The 19834-nt window shown below is 29.5% G+C and carries 21 protein-coding genes and 1 riboswitch; of the genes, 1 reads left to right on the top strand and 20 read right to left on the bottom strand.

Annotation, left to right across the window (positions count from 1 at the left end; all coding sequences use genetic code 11):
• Positions 1-54: 54 nt before the first annotated feature.
• The 17 genes from HUU89_RS15060 to HUU89_RS09750 form a co-directional block, all read right to left on the bottom strand.
• Entirely contained in the window at positions 55-261 is a 207-nt protein-coding gene (locus HUU89_RS15060; RefSeq protein WP_199596391.1) for a hypothetical protein, read from the bottom strand.
• An 82-nt stretch (positions 262-343) separates the two neighbouring features.
• Complete coding sequence (locus tag HUU89_RS15065) at positions 344-487, bottom strand: hypothetical protein (RefSeq protein ID WP_254697753.1); 144 nt, start codon at positions 485-487, stop codon at positions 344-346.
• The gene (locus HUU89_RS09680; RefSeq protein ID WP_119364354.1) at positions 472-951 is read right to left on the bottom strand and encodes a DNA-deoxyinosine glycosylase; all 480 of its coding nucleotides are present in this window, start codon (positions 949-951) and stop codon (positions 472-474) included. The genes HUU89_RS15065 and HUU89_RS09680 overlap by 16 nt, the downstream gene beginning before the upstream one ends.
• Positions 938-1606 carry an HAD family hydrolase gene (locus tag HUU89_RS09685; protein ID WP_032090626.1) on the bottom strand — a complete coding sequence of 223 codons (669 nt, stop codon included), beginning with the start codon at positions 1604-1606 and terminating at the stop codon, positions 938-940. Before HUU89_RS09685 ends, HUU89_RS09680 begins: the two co-directional genes overlap by 14 nt.
• A 1-nt stretch (position 1607) precedes the next feature.
• Positions 1608-2771: an MFS transporter gene (locus HUU89_RS09690; protein ID WP_175301629.1), complete on the bottom strand. Its 1164-nt coding sequence runs from the start codon at positions 2769-2771 to the stop codon at positions 1608-1610.
• A gap of 80 nt (positions 2772-2851) precedes the next feature.
• Entirely contained in the window at positions 2852-4786 is a 1935-nt protein-coding gene (locus HUU89_RS09695; RefSeq protein ID WP_175301630.1) for an MATE family efflux transporter, read from the bottom strand.
• Between the two features lie 130 nt (positions 4787-4916).
• The gene (locus HUU89_RS09700; RefSeq protein ID WP_175301631.1) at positions 4917-6773 is read right to left on the bottom strand and encodes an ABC transporter ATP-binding protein; all 1857 of its coding nucleotides are present in this window, start codon (positions 6771-6773) and stop codon (positions 4917-4919) included.
• Positions 6773-8497: an ABC transporter ATP-binding protein gene (locus tag HUU89_RS09705; protein ID WP_175301632.1), complete on the bottom strand. Its 1725-nt coding sequence runs from the start codon at positions 8495-8497 to the stop codon at positions 6773-6775. The genes HUU89_RS09700 and HUU89_RS09705 overlap by 1 nt, the downstream gene beginning before the upstream one ends.
• Before the next feature lie 13 nt (positions 8498-8510).
• Complete coding sequence (locus HUU89_RS09710; RefSeq protein ID WP_117827013.1) at positions 8511-8936, bottom strand: MarR family winged helix-turn-helix transcriptional regulator; 426 nt, start codon at positions 8934-8936, stop codon at positions 8511-8513.
• Between the two features lie 96 nt (positions 8937-9032).
• Entirely contained in the window at positions 9033-9836 is an 804-nt protein-coding gene (locus tag HUU89_RS09715; RefSeq protein ID WP_175301633.1) for a folate family ECF transporter S component, read from the bottom strand.
• Positions 9837-10085: 249 nt separating this feature from the next.
• On the bottom strand, positions 10086-11597 hold the full coding sequence (locus HUU89_RS09720) for a bifunctional folylpolyglutamate synthase/dihydrofolate synthase (RefSeq protein WP_052010937.1): 1512 nt from the start codon (positions 11595-11597) through the stop codon (positions 10086-10088).
• A gap of 54 nt (positions 11598-11651) precedes the next feature.
• Positions 11652-11978 carry a cyclic-di-AMP receptor gene (locus HUU89_RS09725; RefSeq protein WP_022000754.1) on the bottom strand — a complete coding sequence of 109 codons (327 nt, stop codon included), beginning with the start codon at positions 11976-11978 and terminating at the stop codon, positions 11652-11654.
• Between the two features lie 48 nt (positions 11979-12026).
• Positions 12027-13202, bottom strand: coding sequence for an HD domain-containing protein (locus tag HUU89_RS09730; protein WP_032090632.1), 1176 nt, complete (start codon positions 13200-13202; stop codon positions 12027-12029).
• A 30-nt stretch (positions 13203-13232) separates the two neighbouring features.
• Positions 13233-13781, bottom strand: coding sequence for a manganese efflux pump MntP family protein (locus HUU89_RS09735; protein WP_175301634.1), 549 nt, complete (start codon positions 13779-13781; stop codon positions 13233-13235).
• A 1-nt stretch (position 13782) separates the two neighbouring features.
• Positions 13783-15342, bottom strand: coding sequence for an NAD(P)/FAD-dependent oxidoreductase (locus HUU89_RS09740; RefSeq protein WP_175301635.1), 1560 nt, complete (start codon positions 15340-15342; stop codon positions 13783-13785).
• Positions 15343-15350: 8 nt separating this feature from the next.
• Positions 15351-15527 carry a winged helix-turn-helix domain-containing protein gene (locus tag HUU89_RS09745; RefSeq protein WP_117850408.1) on the bottom strand — a complete coding sequence of 59 codons (177 nt, stop codon included), beginning with the start codon at positions 15525-15527 and terminating at the stop codon, positions 15351-15353.
• Between the two features lie 38 nt (positions 15528-15565).
• The gene (locus HUU89_RS09750) at positions 15566-16642 is read right to left on the bottom strand and encodes an NAD(P)/FAD-dependent oxidoreductase (RefSeq protein WP_175301636.1); all 1077 of its coding nucleotides are present in this window, start codon (positions 16640-16642) and stop codon (positions 15566-15568) included.
• A gap of 134 nt (positions 16643-16776) precedes the next feature.
• Here HUU89_RS09750 and HUU89_RS09755 point away from each other — a divergent pair, with 134 nt between their 5' ends.
• Positions 16777-17508, top strand: a complete 732-nt coding sequence (locus HUU89_RS09755; RefSeq protein WP_032090637.1) for a YebC/PmpR family DNA-binding transcriptional regulator — start codon at positions 16777-16779, stop codon at positions 17506-17508.
• Between the two features lie 65 nt (positions 17509-17573).
• Here HUU89_RS09755 and tenA read toward each other — a convergent pair whose 3' ends face one another.
• From tenA to HUU89_RS09770, 3 genes are all read right to left on the bottom strand, one after another.
• Positions 17574-18233: a thiaminase II gene (tenA, locus tag HUU89_RS09760; RefSeq protein ID WP_175301637.1), complete on the bottom strand. Its 660-nt coding sequence runs from the start codon at positions 18231-18233 to the stop codon at positions 17574-17576.
• Between the two features lie 42 nt (positions 18234-18275).
• Positions 18276-19097, bottom strand: coding sequence for a hydroxyethylthiazole kinase (thiM, locus tag HUU89_RS09765; RefSeq protein WP_175301638.1), 822 nt, complete (start codon positions 19095-19097; stop codon positions 18276-18278).
• 248 nt (positions 19098-19345) lie between these two features.
• Positions 19346-19452: riboswitch (TPP riboswitch) on the bottom strand.
• Between the two features lie 40 nt (positions 19453-19492).
• A complete protein-coding gene (locus tag HUU89_RS09770; RefSeq protein ID WP_032090643.1) occupies positions 19493-19780 on the bottom strand; it encodes a hypothetical protein in 288 nt (95 codons plus the stop codon).
• Between the last annotated feature and the right edge of the window lie 54 nt (positions 19781-19834).

A 19834-nucleotide genomic window follows, 5' to 3' on the forward strand; every position in this document is an offset into this window, starting at 1 on the left:
ATACACTTGTCTAGTCAAAATAGCTAATAAAAAATACTGCAAAAGCAGTATTTTTTACTTGAACCATTTTTCTATTTTTATACCATATACAATACCAATTGTATCCGCTAAAATCCATCCAATAACAATTGCCCACCAAATCATTTCTACACCAAATGAAGGCGCTAATAAGTAGGCTAGAAGAACTCTTGTTCCAAGTGAAACAATTGTTAGAATCAATGACATTTTCATCTTTTCATATTTTTTAGCTCCAAAATACATTGAAAATACCACTTCCCATACATAAACCAATAATAATAGAAGTTAGAAACGTCATTAATGTATAACTTGATCCAACAGCAGCTTATGCATTACTACCAATATATTTTCCTACAATATAAGTATCAACTATATTATAAAATTGTTGTAATAAATTTCCTAAAATCATCGAAATAGAAAATAATAAAATAGATTTTCCTATCTTTCCTTGAGTTAAATCTCTTTCCATAAAATCACCTTCCATTTCTCAATTAATTTTTCAAGTGAATACATGGCATTCGCTGGTGAAGTAGAAGGTAATTGAATAACGGGTAAATTATAATCAAAATATTGATGATAATAACGATTGGCAGCTTTGCCATTAGTAATGATTTTTTCAACAGGACAATTTTTAACAATTAAATCTAAATCATTGACTTTAACATTCGTAATACTCGCATCACTTGATCCTTTAATTTCACAACTTTCAATAACATCCCATAAAGCAAGATGATTTCTAAGTAAAAAAGTTTTTTTCTCTTCAATTGTTTGTGGAACTTCTTCTTGAAATAAAGCAGCTAAAACTTTCCAAAAACGATTTTGAGGATGATGATAAAAAAACTTAGCTTCTCTTGATTTAACAGATGGAAAAGATCCTAGAATAAGAATCCTAGAATCTTGATTATAAACGGGTTCTATATTATGCTTTGTCATCTTTTTTAACAATAACATCTATTAATTGATCAAGAGAATCATAACATCCTACAGTTAAATCAAGAATATCTTTAGAATGATGAATCAAATCAGGAATACAAATAACAGGAATATTTCCTGCATGTGCTGCTAAAATTCCATTTTTACTATCTTCTAAAACAAGGGCATCTTCTTTACTTACCCCTAATAACTCAACTGCTTTTAAAAAAATATCTGGGGCTGGCTTCCCATGTTGGATTTGGTCACCACCAATAATGGCATCAAAATAATGATCAACTTTAATACTCTTTAAATTAGATAAAACACGTTCATAACGTGTTGAAGAAGCCACTGCCATTTTAATATTTTTCTTTTTTAAATCTTCTAATAAATCATATAAACCTTTTTTTACTTCTAAAGGATGACTATTAAAATATTCTTTTCTTAATTGATCTCGATAATCTTTAATCTTTTGATAAGGATAATCTTCACCAAAAACACTATGATAATAAGCTTTTGATGTCTTTTCATTTGTACCAATCAAATGATAAAACATATCTTCAGTAATTTCATAACCAAACCTTTCATGAGATGTTTTCACTAACATCTTTCCTACAGGTTCTGTATCAATCATCAAACCATCCATATCAAAAATAACAGCATTTAATTCTAACATACTACACTCTCACTTTCTTAGGCATTCTAAAGAAAAGTGTCACTACAAAAGCAATCGTAATTCCTGCAAATAAGAATAAATAGAAACCATTCATTCCTATGGAATCAATAATTCTACCTCCAATTAATTGGAAAAGCATTGCACCTACGCCTTTACCAAGCATAGCTTGAATTCCATAGGCTGTAGAGACATATTCTTCTTTTACTAAAACCATTACTAATCTTACAGTAATCATCGTAAAGAGTACAGTAGAAAAACCTTTAAATACAAAAACATAAATAATCATATTAACAGAAGGTAAAGTTGCATACCATGCAAAATTAATCATTGACATGATAATCGCAAACATCATGATATAACGATAAGGTATCTTTTTAATGATATAGTCTGTTGCTAGAATCATCGGAATTTCAAATAATGTCGCAAAAAGTTGGTAGGTTCCTACTTGTGAAGCTGTTCCACCTTGAGATTTAATAAATAATGATAAATAGTTAAAGTTTGTGGAGCATGCTCCCCAAAAGAAAAAGGAAATCACTAGAAAGAGCATAAATGGTATATTATGAACAAGCTCTTTCATAACAACAACTGTCGATAATTTATTTTTTTCTTTTTCGGGAACTTCTGAAAGCTTTGGATCAGAAACCATATAAATACAAATAATGGTAATTAATGTTCCTAAAATACCAGCTATGAAGTTCGCAAATGGTGAAATATATTGATATAAAAGTCCACTGACTTGTGCCATAATGGCATAACCTACAGAACCCCATAAACGAATCTTACCAAATTGATAAGGTGAAGAAACACCAATACGATCTGTTAAAGGAGTAACAGCATTCATAAAAGATACTGCTAGACCTGATGATAAAAGTAAAATCCAAAAATTACGACTAATTGCAAAAATAAACATGCAAACAATATTTGCAAATGATAATAAAATAGATACTTTTCTTGGTGATTGCCACTTATCTGCCAAGTATCCAAAAAATGGTTGAGTTGCAATAGATAAAAGTGGTGCAAAGGATACAATGTAAGCAATTTGTGAGGCTGACATTCCTATATCTTGACAATACATTGATAAAACAACTGTAAAGGCACCATACCCTAAATAAAAAAAACATGAAATACCTGCATGAAATAAATAATGATCTCTTAATTTACTCATATAAGCCCTCCCTATGTAAAAGACATTATATAGAATATCTTTAAAAGAAAAGAAGTCTTTTCATTTTTTGAAAGACTTCTTTATTTATTTAAAGATTTAACATAGTTACAAATAATATCTTTGATTGTTTCATTCCCTAATTTACAATCTAAACATAAATCATAGTTTGATTTATCACCCCATATTTTATTAGAAATAACTTCATAATAACTTTTTCTAGAATGATCCGATTTATGAATATATCGAAGGGCATCCTCATGACTATCATGATAAATTTCCATTACTTTATTTAGACGATATTCTAAAGGAGCATATAAGAAGATTCTTACTAATTTTTCATCTTCTTTTAAAATATAATCTGCAGCTCTTCCAACAATAACACAATTTCCTTTCTTAGCAATTTCTTTAATAACATTTGATAAAAGAATAATTGAATTTTTATTGATGTCTAATGATAAGAATTGACTATAAATATAATCTTCACTTTCTTTATTACTTACAAATCCATGTTTAAGAGCAAATTCTTTGATTCTTTCTTTATCATAAAATTCAATGTTTAATTCTTTAGCGACTTGTCTCGCAATTTCTTTTCCATTTGTGCCATGTTCTCTTGAAATAGCAATTACTAAATTATTTGTTATACTTTCATTTTTAATAGGGCTTATTCTTTCATTATATGATTTTTTCAAGATAATAAGTGAAACAATAACTGTCAACAATTCAGAAATTGGAAATGTCCACCAAACAAGCGTTGTTACATTTTCTGTTAAAGTAAAGAAGTAGGCTATTGGAAATACAAAAATAACCAAGCGAAGTAAAGCAATAATTAAAGGTCTAATGGCATAACCAATAGATTGTAAAACACCTTGAATCGCGACAGAAATACCCATAAAAACAAATCCCAGACTTGCTATATGTAAAGCTGTACTACAAATATCAATCATTTCTTGTGTACTTCCTGATAATCCAAATAATTGTGATAATGGATGAGCAAGAAGTTCAAATAATAAAGTAATCATTAAAGAAACAATGATTGTATCAACAATACCAAACTTAATACATTCATCTATTCTTTTTCTATCTTTCATTCCATAATTAAAAGATAAAATGGAAATAATTGTATTAGACAATCCAAATGCTGAAAATAAAGCAATTTGTTGGATCTTATAGTAAATACCAAAAGAACCAATTAAAATAGCTGGATCAACTTGAGCTAATCCTAATATAGCATTCATTCCTGCCATCATCACTGCAAGTAAACATTGCATTAAAGCAGCTGAAGCACCAATCATATAGATTCCTTTAATTAGAGAAGCATTCGCCTTGATATAACAAATATTTCCATTAATTTCTTTATTTTTATAATAATGAAAATACATTGCTACAAATAAAGAAACAAATTGTCCAATAATTGTTGCTAAAGCGGCTCCCGCAACGCCCATCTTCATAGGATAAATAAAGATATAATCTAAAACAATATTTGTAAGTGCTCCTGATATTTGAGCAATTGTTGAAAAGTGTGTTTTACCTGTTGATTGTAGAAATCTTTCATAGACGGTAAAACCAATAGAACCATAAGAAAAACAACAACAAATTTTAAGATAGGTTGTTCCCATTTCAATAACCTTTTGATTACTTCCAGCAAACAATCTTATAAATTTTTCTGACCCAAATAATCCAAACACTAAGAAAACAACATAAATACAAATACTTAAAAAGATTCCTGTTCCGGCAATCTTATTAACTTTATCTTTATTTTGTTCACCTAAACTTTTAGATAATAAAGCATTAATACCAACACCAGTTCCTACACCAATAGCGATAATTAATAATTGAATAGGAAAAGCTAAAGTTAAGGCTTGATTAGCAATAACTCCATCACTTCCCATGTTTGTTATAAATATACTATCTATAACATTATAGAGAGCTTGTAAAACCATTGATATGATCATTGGTAATCCCATTTTCAAAAATAATTTTTTTAAAGGCACTACGGCCATCTTATTTTTTTCCATCATTTCCTCCTTTTTTGTATAAAAAAATGCGCAAGTACCAATCTCCAAATAGATTGGACTTACGCATTTAGCTACACATCATTTTTACAAAAGCATTATAACAAAAAATTAAAAATGATGTAAGAATTTTTTAATCTAATTCAAATTGTCCTGTATAAAGTTGATAATAACGTCCTTTCTTTTCAAGCAATTCATCATGACTACCACGTTCAATAATTTGTCCATGATCTAAGACCATGATGGCATCAGAATTTCTAACTGTAGATAGACGATGAGCAATCACGAAAACTGTTCTATTTTCCATTAAACGATCCATTCCTTTTTCAATCAACTTTTCAGTACGGGTATCAATCGAACTTGTTGCTTCATCTAAAATCAATACAGGTGGATTACAAATAGCTGCTCTAGCAATCGCTAAGAGTTGTCTTTGCCCTTGTGAAAGATTTGTTCCATCACTAGAAAGCATTGTTTGATAACCATTTGGTAATCTTCTAATAAAGCTATCTGCATTAGCAAGCTTAGCGGCTTCAATAACTTCTTCATCACTTGCATCAAGTTTTCCATAACGAATATTATCCGCAATAGTTCCCGTAAATAAATGAGTGTCCTGTAAAACAATAGAAATCGATTTTCTTAAATCATCTTTTTTAATCAATTTTACATCAATACCATCATAAGTAATTGACCCTTTCGTAATATCATAGAAACGATTAATTAAGTTAATGATTGTTGTTTTCCCAGCCCCTGTACTTCCAACAAAAGCAATTTTTTGTCCCGGTTTTGCAAAAAGATTAATATCTTTTAAAATTGGATGTGTTTCATTGTAACCAAAAACAACATCATGGAAACGAACATCTCCTTTTAATTCAACAAGTTCAATGCCATTGTCTCTTGGATGTCTCCAAGCCCAATATCCTGTATAATGGTCACTTTCTTGCATTGAACCATCTTCTAAGATTTCTACTTGTGTTAATGTCACTTTCCCTTCATCAACTTCTTCACTTTCATTCATTAAATCAAAGATTCTTTCGGCACCTGCCATGGCAGCAAGAATAAAGTTTAATTGTTGTGTAAATTGATTAATAGGCATTGCTGTTTGTCTTACAAAGACAAGATAAGATGATAAACTTCCTAGATCCATAATACCATTAATAGCAAATAAACCACCGATACTTGCGACAAGAGCATAGTTGAGATAAGAAATAGAAACAACAGTTGGTATTGTTCTTCCTGAATAAGTTAATGCTTCTACTGCTGAATCATAAAGTTCTTGGTTTCGATAATCAAATTCAATTGAGTTTTCTTTTTCATGGTTAAAGACTTTAACAACTTTGATACCATCAACCATTTCTTCAATGAAACCATTTAAATAACCCATCGCATTTTGTTGTTTCTTAAAGTATTTTTTACTTCTTTGACTTAAATATTGAATTAAAAAATACATTAAGATCATACAAGCAAATACAATCAAGGATAATTCCCAACTTAATACAAAGATCAAAAAGAGTGTACCTACAATCATAATAAAACTTTGAATCAATGTATCAAAACAGTTATTTAAAGCATCTTGAATCGTATCTAAATCGTTGGTAAAGCGACTCATGATTTCTCCATGAGGGTGTCCATCAAAATAAGAAATAGGTAATTTTTGCATTTTCGCAAATAAATCATTTCTTAATTCTTGGACAATACTTTGAGCAGTATGTACCATTAATTGTTTATAAATAGCTGTAGCAGTAGCTCCTATAAAATAAACAATCGCCATTAAAATAATAAATGAAACGAGTCCATGATAATCATTTTTTAAAACATAACGATTAACGACTGTTTTAATTTGATAAGTCCCCCATAAACTAATCGAAGTCGAAAGAATAACAAGCAATCCAATAAAAACAAAAGCGTATTTATGATTACCAATATATTTCTTAAAAGATGAAAGCGTCTTTTTCATATTTTTTGGTTTCGCATTTGTAAGTTGTCTAGCCATTATAAATCAACTCCTTTCAATTGAGAATCATAGATTTCTTGATAAATTTCATCATTCTTTAATAACTCTTCATGATTTCCAATTGCATGAATTTTTCCATTATCTAAGATAATGATTTGATTAGCATGTTGAAGTGAAGAAATACGTTGAGCTATAATAATCTTTGTTGTTCCTTTTAAAGAAGCTAAAGCTTCTTTAATACTTGCTTCTGTCGCTGTATCAACTGCACTTGTTGAATCATCTAAAATAAGAATTTTAGGATGTTTCAATAATGCTCTAGCAATACATAAACGTTGTTTTTGTCCACCAGAAACATTGACACCACCTTGTTCTAGATACGTATCATAACCTTCTGGAAAGTTTTCAATAAATTCATCCACACAAGCTTGTTTACAAGCCCATTTAATTTCTTCATCACTGGCTTCTTTATTTCCCCATAAAAGATTTTCTTTCACTGTTCCAGAAAATAAAGTATTTTTTTGTAAAACCATTCCTACTTGATTTCTTAAATATTCTAAGGAATAATCTTTGACATTATGTCCATCAATCAATATTTCTCCTTCACTTACATCATAAAGACGATCAATCAATTGAACTAAACTTGTTTTAGCTGAACCTGTTCCTCCTAAGATACCTACTGTAGAACCTGGTTCAATATGTAAATTAATATTACTTAAAACATTTTCTTGAGCACTTTCTTTATATTTAAATGAAACATTTTTAAATTCAATTTCACCTTGATTCATTTCAATTATTGGATCAATTGGATCATGTAAATTATTCACTTCATCTAAAACATCTACAATACGTTTACAACTTGCAAGTGAACGAGTCAACATTAAGAAAACATTTGAAATCATCATTAATGCATTTAGAATTTGTAAGACATAACTTAAAAATCCGGTAAGTTGCCCAACTTTCATTTCACCAGCAAAGATCATTTGACTTCCAAAGAAAAGAATACAAACGATTGTGGTATACATCATATATTGAAATAAAGGCATGTTGAGTACTGAATAACGAAAAGCTTTTTCACTATGAGTTCTAAGTTCTTGATTGATTTTTTCAAACTTTTCGTTTTCATAATCACTTTTAACATAAGCTTTTACTGTACGAATCGCAATTAAGTTTTCTTGAACAACTGTATTGACTTCATCGACATTACTTTGCATAAAGCGAAATAATGGTCCGACTGTTTTAACAATAAAAAATAAACCAATTCCTAAAATAGGTGCAACGACAATAAAAATCAAAGCAAGTTTGGCATTCATCTTAATTGATAAAAATAAAGCCATTGAAAACATAAATGGTGCTCTTACAAGTGGTCTAAAACCATTACAAATAGCATTTTGAATAATCGTCACATCACTTGTAAGTCGTGTAATTAAAGAGGAGGTTGAAAAATGATCTGTATTTGAAAAAGAAAAGTTTTGTACTTTTTCAAATTCAGTTTTTCTTATTTCAAAACCAACCCCTTGACCAGCAACCGCCGCATAACGTGAATAAAGGATTCCTAATACTAAAGCAATTAAAGCGCAAACTGCCATTAAAACACCTTGCATAATAATATAATGTTGATCTTTTTGAGCTACTCCAATATCAATAATATTAGCCATCAATACTGGAATAACTAATTCAAAGACCGTTTCTCCTACAACACATAAAAACGCTAGAATAAACGCTTTTTTATATTTTTTTGCAAATGGTATTAAACGTTTAATCATAAAATAACTCCCCCTATAATTCTTTATTTGTCAGATTTTTATACATACGATTTAAAAAATCTTCAAATTGTTCCTTTTCTTCCTCACTAAAATCTTTCAAAGAAATATTTTCAATTTCAATACAGTGAGCATTCCATTTTTTTAAAGACTCTTTTCCATATTCTGTAATATTTAATTGATAAGCTCTTTTATTTTTAGGATTGATCTCTCTTGTCAACATTTCCTTTTTCTCTAAGTTATCAATCATCTTACTGACAGTAGCACTTTCAATATCGCATTCATCTGCAATATCTTTTAATTTACAGTCTTGATGAGCATTTAAATACCTCAAAACCTTAGGTTGTCCTGGTGATAGATGATACTCATCCATCGTTTCTCGATTCTTTTTACTTTGAGCATGTTGTGTTTTAAACAACATCAAATAAAATGGTGTCTTCATAATACCTCCTATGTTAGCATCCTAACTATTAGTATACTAACAATATTCATATAAAGAAAAAAGTCAAGAAAAAAGCTTTGGACAATATCCAAAACTTTATCTAATAACTTTTTGAATCATTCGATTCATTGTATATACAACGATAATACCTACAGGTATCATCACACATGATTTTAAAATTCTTACAAATTGTGATGCAAAGAATGGTATTCCATACATTGTTTGTAACCAATATGGTGTTAAAAACATCGTTACTGTTAGTTCAATAGCCACAACTGATAGAATACTTAAATGAAATAAGTGTAAATCTTTTTCTTTGAGTTTATTTTTATAATATCTTATAAAAATAAAGAGAATAGTAAGCATTGCTGCAATGATGACAAAGATTGTAAATTTAATTGGTAATGTTACTTGATATGAAGATCCTGAAATATTAACTTCATTGATTTTAAAAACATAAAGACATCCTAGTAACGAAATAATGACCATTACTATTTTTACAATTCTTTCTAATAATCTTTCATTTTTTTCATTTAAATAAATCTTTAATAGACATGGTATTTCAGTTTGTAAAACCGCATTTAAAGTAAATCCTAAAAATGGAAATCCTCCAGCATTTGCTAGAACAAGACCTAGAAAATCTGTGGCAATAGAAACTATAAAACAATACCCTGGTTGTAATGTTAAACCAGCAACGATTAAAGGTAATACCTCTAATGTAATTTTTAAACTTGGAAAGCCAAGAAAAGGTACCATCACAGCTAACCTTTTTAAAATAATAGCTAGAATGACAAATAAAGCCCCCAATGTCATTTGTCGCACATCGCTTTTCATTGGATATTTATAAAAAACAAATATCCCAATCGAAACAATAATAACCCCTAAAATAATTTGAATCATCGTTTGATTGCTACTTAAAAAAACCAATTGTTCCTGCTTCGTCCTCTTATAAGTCCACAGGCGTTAATTCCGGTAAGAAACCGTACATATGTTTTTTCCCACTTCGTCCTCTTTCTAGTCCATGGGCGTTAATTCCGATATAAAACCGTACATATGCTTTCCCGCTTCGTCCTCTTGCTAGTCCACGGGCGTTAATTCCGATATAAAACCGTACACAATTGCTACTAAAAGTAGACTCCTCCTTCTTTATTATTTGCTATGAATCTTTTGTAATAAGTATTTCCTTACTTCAGAAATAAAATACAATGATCCCGTAATCAAAAATGTTCCTTCTTGTAAATAAATATCGTCTAAAGCTTTTCTAAAGTCCGGTTCAATTTTTACCGGATAGTCCCCTGCTAATAATTTTGCACTTTGACTACGTGGATGTTTAAATTCACAGACGGTTATATCATACGTCAAATCTAATAATCTTTCAATCATATAGTCCGTATCTTTATCTCTTAATGCTGAAAAGATGATTTTTAAATTATGTAATTTACGTGCAGAACGATAGAGTTCATCAACACCTTCTCGATTATGGGCCCCATCTAAAATAATCAGTGGTTTTTCACTTATGATTTCAAAACGTCCTGCCCACTTAGCTTCAAATAAACCTTCAACAATTGAAGATTCATCTAATTCAATAAAATGATGTTCCTTTAAATATAATAAGGTTTCTAATGCTAAAGCACTATTTTCAATTTGATAAAGAGCTGGTGTATTTAAAACAATATTATAATCCTTATATGTATATTTAACATTTTCACCATCTTGTAAATCATGAATACGATCTAAACGAATCAAATGACTGTGACGCTTTTCACAAGTATCTCTAAAAATATCAACACATTCTTGTTTATGTTCTCCGGTAATAAAATCAACATGATCTTTAATAATTCCCGCTTTCGCTCTAGCAATACTTTCATAGCTATCACCTAAATAATCCATATGATCTAAACCAATATTCGTATTAACACAAACCATTGGTAAAATAATATTCGTTGCATCTAATTCTCCACCTAAACCAACTTCATAAATAGCATAGTCGACTCCTTGATAAATAAAATAAAGAATAGAAATAAAAACTTCTATTTCAAATAAAGAAATCTCATACTTTAACCAATTATCCACATATCTATTAGCAACATCAACAATAAATTGTTCCTTGATCCATTCATCATTGATACGTACGACATCTAACCTAGAAATAAGTGCTGGTGAAGTAAAAGTTCCTACAATATACCCCTGTTTTTTTAAAACTTCTTTCATGTAATTAACAGTCGAACCTTTCCCATTTGTTCCACAAACATGGATACATTTTAAAGCATGTTGGATATTATAAAATTCTTGCATATATTTTTTAAAGTTATCTAAACTATAGACACGATCTTTTTGTTGATGAATAAAGTCATAGACTTCTTCATAGTGTTTAAATTGTTTTTTTGTTTTTATTTGTATGATTTTATTTTGATAAACGATATCTTTTAGAGCTATTTTTTTAATGACTGCTATTAATTGTTGTTTAATTTCATCAGTTCCTAAACAAAGTTCTATTTCATTTTTGATAACATCAAAAATAATAACCCCATTGATATTTTGATTTTCATTGATATAAATAATCTTTTGATTTTGTTTTAAATATTCTTTTGTTATTTCTTCTTGATGGATAAATTGTATTAATTCATCCATTCTTTTTTCATTTAATAATTTGATAGACATAATTTCACCCACAAATATTATAAAGGATTAAAAAAAAAGGACAATGTCCTTTTTCTAAAATTTTTCAAATTGTTCAATATCTAATACAAAAACTGTTGCTCCACCAACAAGTACATCTACCATGATTGGAGTAAAGAATTCTCCCATTTCAGTAGGTGGAACAGTAGGTTCTTTTTCTACACGTTTTTTAGAATTTTCTTTAATAATACCTACAGCATGTTCAACTTTATCATCATTTGTTCCAATAAAGAATGTTGTATTTCCTTTCTTTAAGAATCCACCTGTTGTTGATAATTTTGTAACGAAGTATCCTTCTTCTGTAAGTGCGGCTTGTACTGATGAACTATCATCAGAATTTACGATAGCAATAATTAATTTCATAAGCCATCCCTCCTGTATATTTATATTTTACACCAAATAAAATAATTATTAAAGTTTTTCACCATGAAGAATTGGTAAAAACTTTCTTTCATAATCATTTAAAACATAAGTATCCGTCATCATTGATAAATAATCAGAAACAATCAAAGGATTGGGCATATTTTGATAATTTTCTACCATCTTATTTTTAAACTTAACAATATTCGAATCTTGATCATTATTTTCCAATTCTTCTAAATAAACATCAAAGAGTTCTTTAACCATTCTTGAAAGTTTAGCATTTTCTTTTTCAAGAACAGGATGATGATGGACTTTTTCTCCTAAAAAGGAAAGTAGGGATGATAATGCTTCAAAGACTTCATGAGAAAAACGTAAATATGGTTTTTGATAACTATGAATCATCAAATCACCAATTAATTTATTCATAATTGATTTATTATTATCTCCTAATACTTTTACTACATTTTCAGGAAGATCTTTCTTTTGTAAGATACCTACACTCATAGCATCTTCAATATCTTTTCCAATATAAGAAATCACATCTGAAATACGAACCACACATCCTTCTAAAGTCATTGGTTTTAACTCAAGACTGGCATTTTCTTTATGCCAACAATCATGATACTCTTGTAAGAATTGTTCTTTTGTTTTTTTACGATCTGGTTCATATTTTTTAGAAAGCATTTCACCATTATGACACAAAATAGCATCTAAGACTTGTAAAGAAACATTATAGCCTTTCCCATTTCTTTCTAAATAAAGAATATTTCGTACACTATTAGCATTATGACAAAAATATCCAAAACCTTTTTCTTGTAGTTTTTCATTCAACGCTCTTTCTCCTACATGACCATAAGGAGCATGTCCTAAATCATGTCCTAAAGCAGCCGCTTCAATTAAATCTAAATTTAAATTCAAACCTTTTCCTATTTGTCTGGCAATACGTGAAACCCATTGAACATGGATTGAACGTTTAGAAATATGGGCACTTTGAAAAAATGAAAGAGCCTGTGTTTTATCTGTGTAACGTTGATAAGATTTACAATATAAAATACGATCAATATCTTCTTCAAAAGGCCAACGAATATCAAACTCTTCATGTTCACTTTCTTCTTTTCTTAATTTTTGGCATTCACTTGTTTTACAAGCATAGGGAGAAAGTGTTCGATCATATTCTTTTGTTCTCTTTATAGTATTTTTTATAATTTTTTCTTCTTCTTTCATACTTGTCACCTATTTCATTATATACTTTTTTCAAAAGAGATGCTCCAACAATGTTTTAAAAGCAATTAAAATCAAAACAATGCCCCCAAAAATAAGTGCCTTATTTTGAAACTTATTGTTTAAATAACGTCCAATTTGTAAAGCAAACAAACATAATAGAAAAGTAATAATTCCTATAATCAATAAAGCTTGATAAATAGCTACTTCTAAAAAAGCAAAAGTCATACCAATAGCAAAAGCATCAATACTTGTTGCAAAAGCAAGAATTGTTAAATCTAATAATTTAAAATTATAATTTGTTTCTTCTTCACTAAAAGCATCTTTTAACATATTGATGCCAACAATCATTAAAAAGATAAGAGCGATATAATGATCATAAGCTTGTATCTTTTTTGAAAATACACATCCTAAATGATATCCTAAAAAAGGCATCAATGCCTGAAAAAAGCCAAAATAAAAAGCAATGAAGCTTTGTTTCTTAATATTTCCTTTTGGCATAGAAATACCATACATCATCGAAACAGTAAAAGCATCCATCGCTAATGAAATTGAAATAACAACAAGTTCAAATAATGACACATTATCTCTCTCCTTTGAGTAATACCTCACTACATTTCAAACCATCAATTGCACTTGACATAATACCTCCAGCATATCCAGCACCTTCGCCAATTGGATAAATCCCTTTAATATTACTTTCCATATTTTCATCTCGATAAAAACGGATTGGTGCAGAACTTCTTGATTCAACACCAAGTAATGTGGCATTACTTGTAAATCCATTAATCTTATTATTCATTAAAAGAAGTCCTTCTTTTAAATTTATATTCAAGGTTTCAGGAAGTAATGCATTGAGATTAGCATTTTTAACTCTTTTTAAACTTGTTTCAATATTTTCAATACCTTCTTTATTTTCTAAATAATCTTCTACTTTTTGAACAGGTATTGAATAATCACTTCCACCGAGTTCAAAAGCTTTTTCTTCCAATTTTCTTTGAAAATACATCCCAGCAAGAGGATGTGAACTACCAAAATCATCAGGTGTCACATTGACTAAGACAGCACTATTAGCGTATTTATTATCACGTTTGTAATTAGACATACCGTTAACAACCAGTCTTTTTTCTTCACTGGCTGCATTCATGACATAACCACCAGGACACATACAGAAAGTATAGACTCCTCTTTTTTGACTTGTATGCACCGCCAATTTATAATCAGCCGCTTTTAATGCAGGATGATCATAGAATTTTCCATATTGGCTTTTATTAATAAATTCTTGACTGTGTTCAATACGCATTCCTACTGCAAAAGCTTTTTGAGAAATTTCTAATTGTTTTTGATAAAGCATTTCATATGTTTTTCTCGCACTATGACCAATAGCCAATACCAGTTGATCTACTTTTTCTTTATATGTTCCTTCATTATTTTCTAAAACAACTTCTTTTAATTGATTATCTTCAATAATGATATCTACTAATTTTGTTTCAAAACGAACATCTCCACATTTTTCAATATCTTTTCTAATATTTTTAACCACATTAATTAAAACATCTGTTCCTAAATGTGGTTTATTTAAATAAAGAATATCTTCACTTGCACCATGTTCATAAAAAGTATTCAATACAAATTGTTTACGATAATCCTTAATACCTGTCGTCAACTTTCCATCAGAGAACGTTCCTGCTCCTCCTTCTCCAAATTGAACATTACTTTGAGTATTTAACTTACCTGTTTCTAAATAAGTATCAATGTCTTTTTTTCTTTCATCAACACATTTACCTTGTTCAATCAAGATTACCTTTTGCCCACTACGCGCTAAATTATAGGCACAGAATAATCCTGCTGGCCCACTTCCAACAACCATAATTGTTTGATTATTTGGTGTTAACTTGTCATAATGATATTCTTTAACTTTACTTACTTGTTTACTATGTGTTTTTAATAATTGATCTTCATCGACATATTCAAAAGTAAAGCCCATATTAAAATGTACTTTATTCTTTCTTCTTGCATCGACTGCCTTTTTAGCAATCTTTACATTCTTTACTTGTGATTTTCTTATATTTAATGTATTCGCAATAACTTTAGCATAATCTTTTTCATCTAAAGAAACTGCAATATTACTTACTTTTAACATACCTTCTCCTATCTCTTTATTTTCCAATATCCTTTTTTGTTATTTCCAACTCTTTCAATAATTCCTAAATCCTTTAACTTTTTAATATTATTTGAAATACTCTTTCTACTCATTTTCATAATATTTGCAAGTTCGGTAATTGTATATCCAGGATCATCATATAGGGATTCTAGTATCTTATTCATTGTATCGTTCACCCTATTAGTCACCTAAGATTACTAAACTACTTATCTTCTCTAAAAGATTTTGCCACATGTACACCACTTGCAAAAGCAAAATGTAAATTGTAACCTCCACAATCACCATCAACATCCAAAGCTTCTCCACAAACATAAATGCCTGGATATTTCTTAAGTTGTAAATTTTCATCTACTTCTTTTAAAGAAACGCCTCCATGACAAACTTGTGCTTTTTCAATTGACATGGTATCAAGAATCTTTATTTCTATATGTTGAGGATCAATATTTTTTTCTTTAAAAAACTGAACGATTTTTTCATGAAAGAATCCTTCCAAACCATAGTGTTGAAATTCTTCTTTTTCAATATCAGGCAATAAATTTAAAACAAGTTTTGGATTTTTTAAATGCTCTAAATATCTAGATAATTGCATAACACAAATACCTGATAGACCATAATCTGTAAACATGATTTCTCCTGTTTGTTTTTCAATCAATTGATTTTGATCATAAAGCATTGCAATTCCCTTTACTCTTTGGCCTTTTAAAGCTTTAAAAACGGGTTTTGTTTTTACTTGAACAAGACTTGGTGTAAATGGAATCATGGAAATATGCATTTTTTCTAACATTTTTAAATTATTTTGTCCTGATAAATGACTGGCTGGTGATCCTGTCGCAATGACTATTTTATCCGCTTGATAATGACCATTAGTCGTAATAATTTCATATGTTTTAGCTTTTTTTATTGCTAGAACCTCACAATTATCGATATACGATACATTATCCATATTTTTCATTAAAGCATTTTTAACAGATAAACTTGAAAGTGAATATGGATAAACAAGGTTCTTTTCATAACGTAGTTTTAAAGAAAGTTGTTTAAAAAAATTGACAACATCAAACTCTTTAATTAATTTTTCTATTAAAGGGTCTTGATGATTATAGTACTTAATATCCATATTCAAATTTGAAACATTACATCTTCCATTACCGCTAGCAAGTATTTTTCTAGCTGCTTTATTAGATTGTTCCAAGACAATAATATTATATTTATTTGTTTTTACTAATTCATTCATACATGCAAGTCCACTTGCACCTGCTCCAATAATAACAATTGTTTCCATCTTTATCCCTCATTTGCTTTTTCATTATACATGAACAAAACTCGTTTGTCATTTATATTAAACCTTGAAAAACCTCGATGTATTCGCTATAATAACCAAGTATTGAGATTACATACAATTAAGGAGGCTTTTTTATGGGTAGAGCACATGAAGTGCGTAAAGTTGCTATGGCAAAAACTGCTGCAGCAAAAGCAAAATTATATTCTCGTTATGGAAAAGAAATCTATTTAGCTGCTAAAGCTGGTGGTACTGATCCAGATGGTAACTTAGCATTAAGAAGAATTATTGCTAAAGCTAAAAAAGAACAAGTTCCTGCTGACGTTATTAAACGTGCAGTTGATAAAGTAAAAAGTGGAGCTACTGAAGATTATCAAGAAAAAACATTTGAAGGATATGGTCCAAGTGGTTCAACTGTTATTGTTAAATGCTTAACTGATAATATTAATCGTACTATTTCTCAAGTACGTCCTGCATTTACAAAATCTAAAGCTAAATTAGGAAATGAAGGTTCAGTATCTTATTTATATGATACATATTCTATTTTAACTTTTAAAGGATTAGATGAAGAACAAACTTTAGAAGCTTTAATGGAAGGTGAAGCCGATTGTCAAGAAATTGAAACTCATGAAGATGGTTCAATTGAATTGACTGGTGCACCAACTGATTTATATAAAATGAAAGATGCTATTGAAGCAGCTTGTCCTAATGCTGAATTTGATGTAGAAGAAATCGCTACAACACCTCAAGAATATGTATCTCTTGAAGGTGAAGATATGGAATTATTTGAAAGATTAATGAATCTTTTAAATGCTTGTGATGATGTAGATAAAATCTACCATAACGTTGAAAATTATGAAGGAGAATAATTCTCCTTCTTTTTCTTTATAATGAAAAAATGAAAGATGTTTTGTCTCTTTCATTTTTTTATTTACTAACAACTTTTATCCCATGACATTTGCCAAAATGCAAGTTCATATCTTGAACACGCTACAAAGATATCAATAAGATGTTGAATTTGTTTTTCTGTATAATCTTTAGTAAGTTGATTCATTGTTTCTATTAAAATAATATTACCACTAGCATATTCATTAGAAGCATAGCCTTTGATCCAATCCCCATAAAATTCATCATTGATTGAATTTGGATTATTTTCAACAATCTTTTTCGCAATAACTTCATAACTATAAGCACAAGATAATATAGCTGCCAAGATTTCTGCTTCTCCTTCTTCATAAGCAACACGTAGCATATAAGAGGTATAAGATAAATTATCAAGTGATGGTTTCATATCATCTATTTCTTCTTGGCTTACATTAAATTTTCCCATATAACCACTATGAACATCTAATTCACCATTCATTACAGCAATATATTTAGCAAAAAGATTTGCTGTTTCTAAAGTTTTTGCTTTAGCAACTCCAATCGCAAAAACTTTAGCGTATTCTTTTAAATAAAGATAATCTTGCATAATATAATATTTAAATTTATCTTTATCCAATGAACCATCTTGTATTCCTTTAACAAAAGGATGTTCATTATAAGATTTCCATAGTTCTTTTGTTGCTTCTAACATCTTATCTGTTGTTTTCATAATCTTCCTCTTTTCATTATTTTAGAGTAATCACATATCTAGTTAGATTTTTTTATATTGAGATCCTTCTTGTAATTGCTTAGGAGTCATATTATAAATAGCATCAATAATATAATTTCGATAACTTGCATTACCATCTAACGCTGTTAATCTTTCATGTGCGATTTCTCCAGCAAGACCCATGGTACATACTGCAGCAACTGTTGCTTCAAGTAAATAATCAGGATTTGCGGAAACAAACGAAGCCGTAAGTGCTGATAATTGACATCCTGTTCCTGTAATCGAAGACATCATTTCATGACCATTATAAATTGCATAAGCAATATTTTCATTGCATACTAAGTCAATAGCTCCTGTAATAGCGATAACTGCTCCTGTTTTTTTAGAAAACTCTTGAGCAAAACTGACAACTTCATGGATATTTTCTGCTGTCACTTTATCTGCAAGATTAGCATCAACACCCTTCGTTGTACCACTTCCTAAAGCTAAAGTTTTGATTTCTGAAATATTTCCACGAATAACTGAAAACTGAATTTCTTTTAACAACTTTAAAGCTGTTTGAGTTCTTAACGTAGATGCTCCAACTCCTACAGGATCTAATACAACTGGATGATGAAGTTCATTAGTTTTTTTCCCGGCAATGACCATTGATTCAATCGTTCGCGTATTAAGTGTTCCAATATTAATATTAAGTCCTGTACAAATCGAAGTAATTTCAGCAACTTCTTCTTGATCATCTGCCATAATTGGTGATGCTCCACATGCAAGAACGACATTAGCACAATCATTGACTGTAACATAATTTGTAATATTGTGAATGAGTGGACTTTTTTCTCTAACATTTTTTAACATTTCTTCTAACATATTTTCTCTCCTTGTTTTTTACAAGTTATTTCATAAATATGAAGATGACCAAACTTACCCATCATCAAAAACATAAACTTCGTTTATGAAATAACTTTATGGTAGTTCGGTCGATACTTTGTGGTATCCTCTCACGCTGGAACACAGCTTCCCTTCGCTTAATACAAGATTCAAGGCGCTCCCCTTCAATCCGCCACATATGTGGATACTTCTTTTTAAATAAAAAACAGGAGACATGCTCCTGTAAAAAAATCGAAATGTTGACTTCCTACGATGGCATTATCCATATCAGGTTAAAGGGTCGAAGTTTGATGACTTCCTCTCAGCCTGCATACAAGCTCCCCTGTTTCTATTTACATATTTAATGATACTCTTTATTTTTTTAAATACAAGTTTTATTCAATTTCTTCAATTTCATATTTACCTAAATAAATTAAAATATTATTCATAATAATATCAATGGCCCAATAAAAGATAACAAAGACCGCAAGTCCAACAATAAATGCATATCTTAAAATTGTTACCATATATAAAGCCGGTATAAAGGCAATCACAATAGGAATAAATCCTACTCCTGAAGGAAAATGGATTTGATAAATACTATGACATTCTTTACATTCTTGTCTACCCTTATAAGCAAAAGCAGAATCTTTTATTTCATGACTACAATGATAACATCTCATTATAATGTACAAATCATTACTGTCATTGTTCCATCAAAATCAACTTCTTTTTGA

This window comes from Faecalibacillus sp. H12 (genome assembly GCF_013361255.1).
GTDB classification, from domain to species: Bacteria; Bacillota_I; Bacilli_A; order Erysipelotrichales; family Coprobacillaceae; genus Faecalibacillus; species Faecalibacillus intestinalis.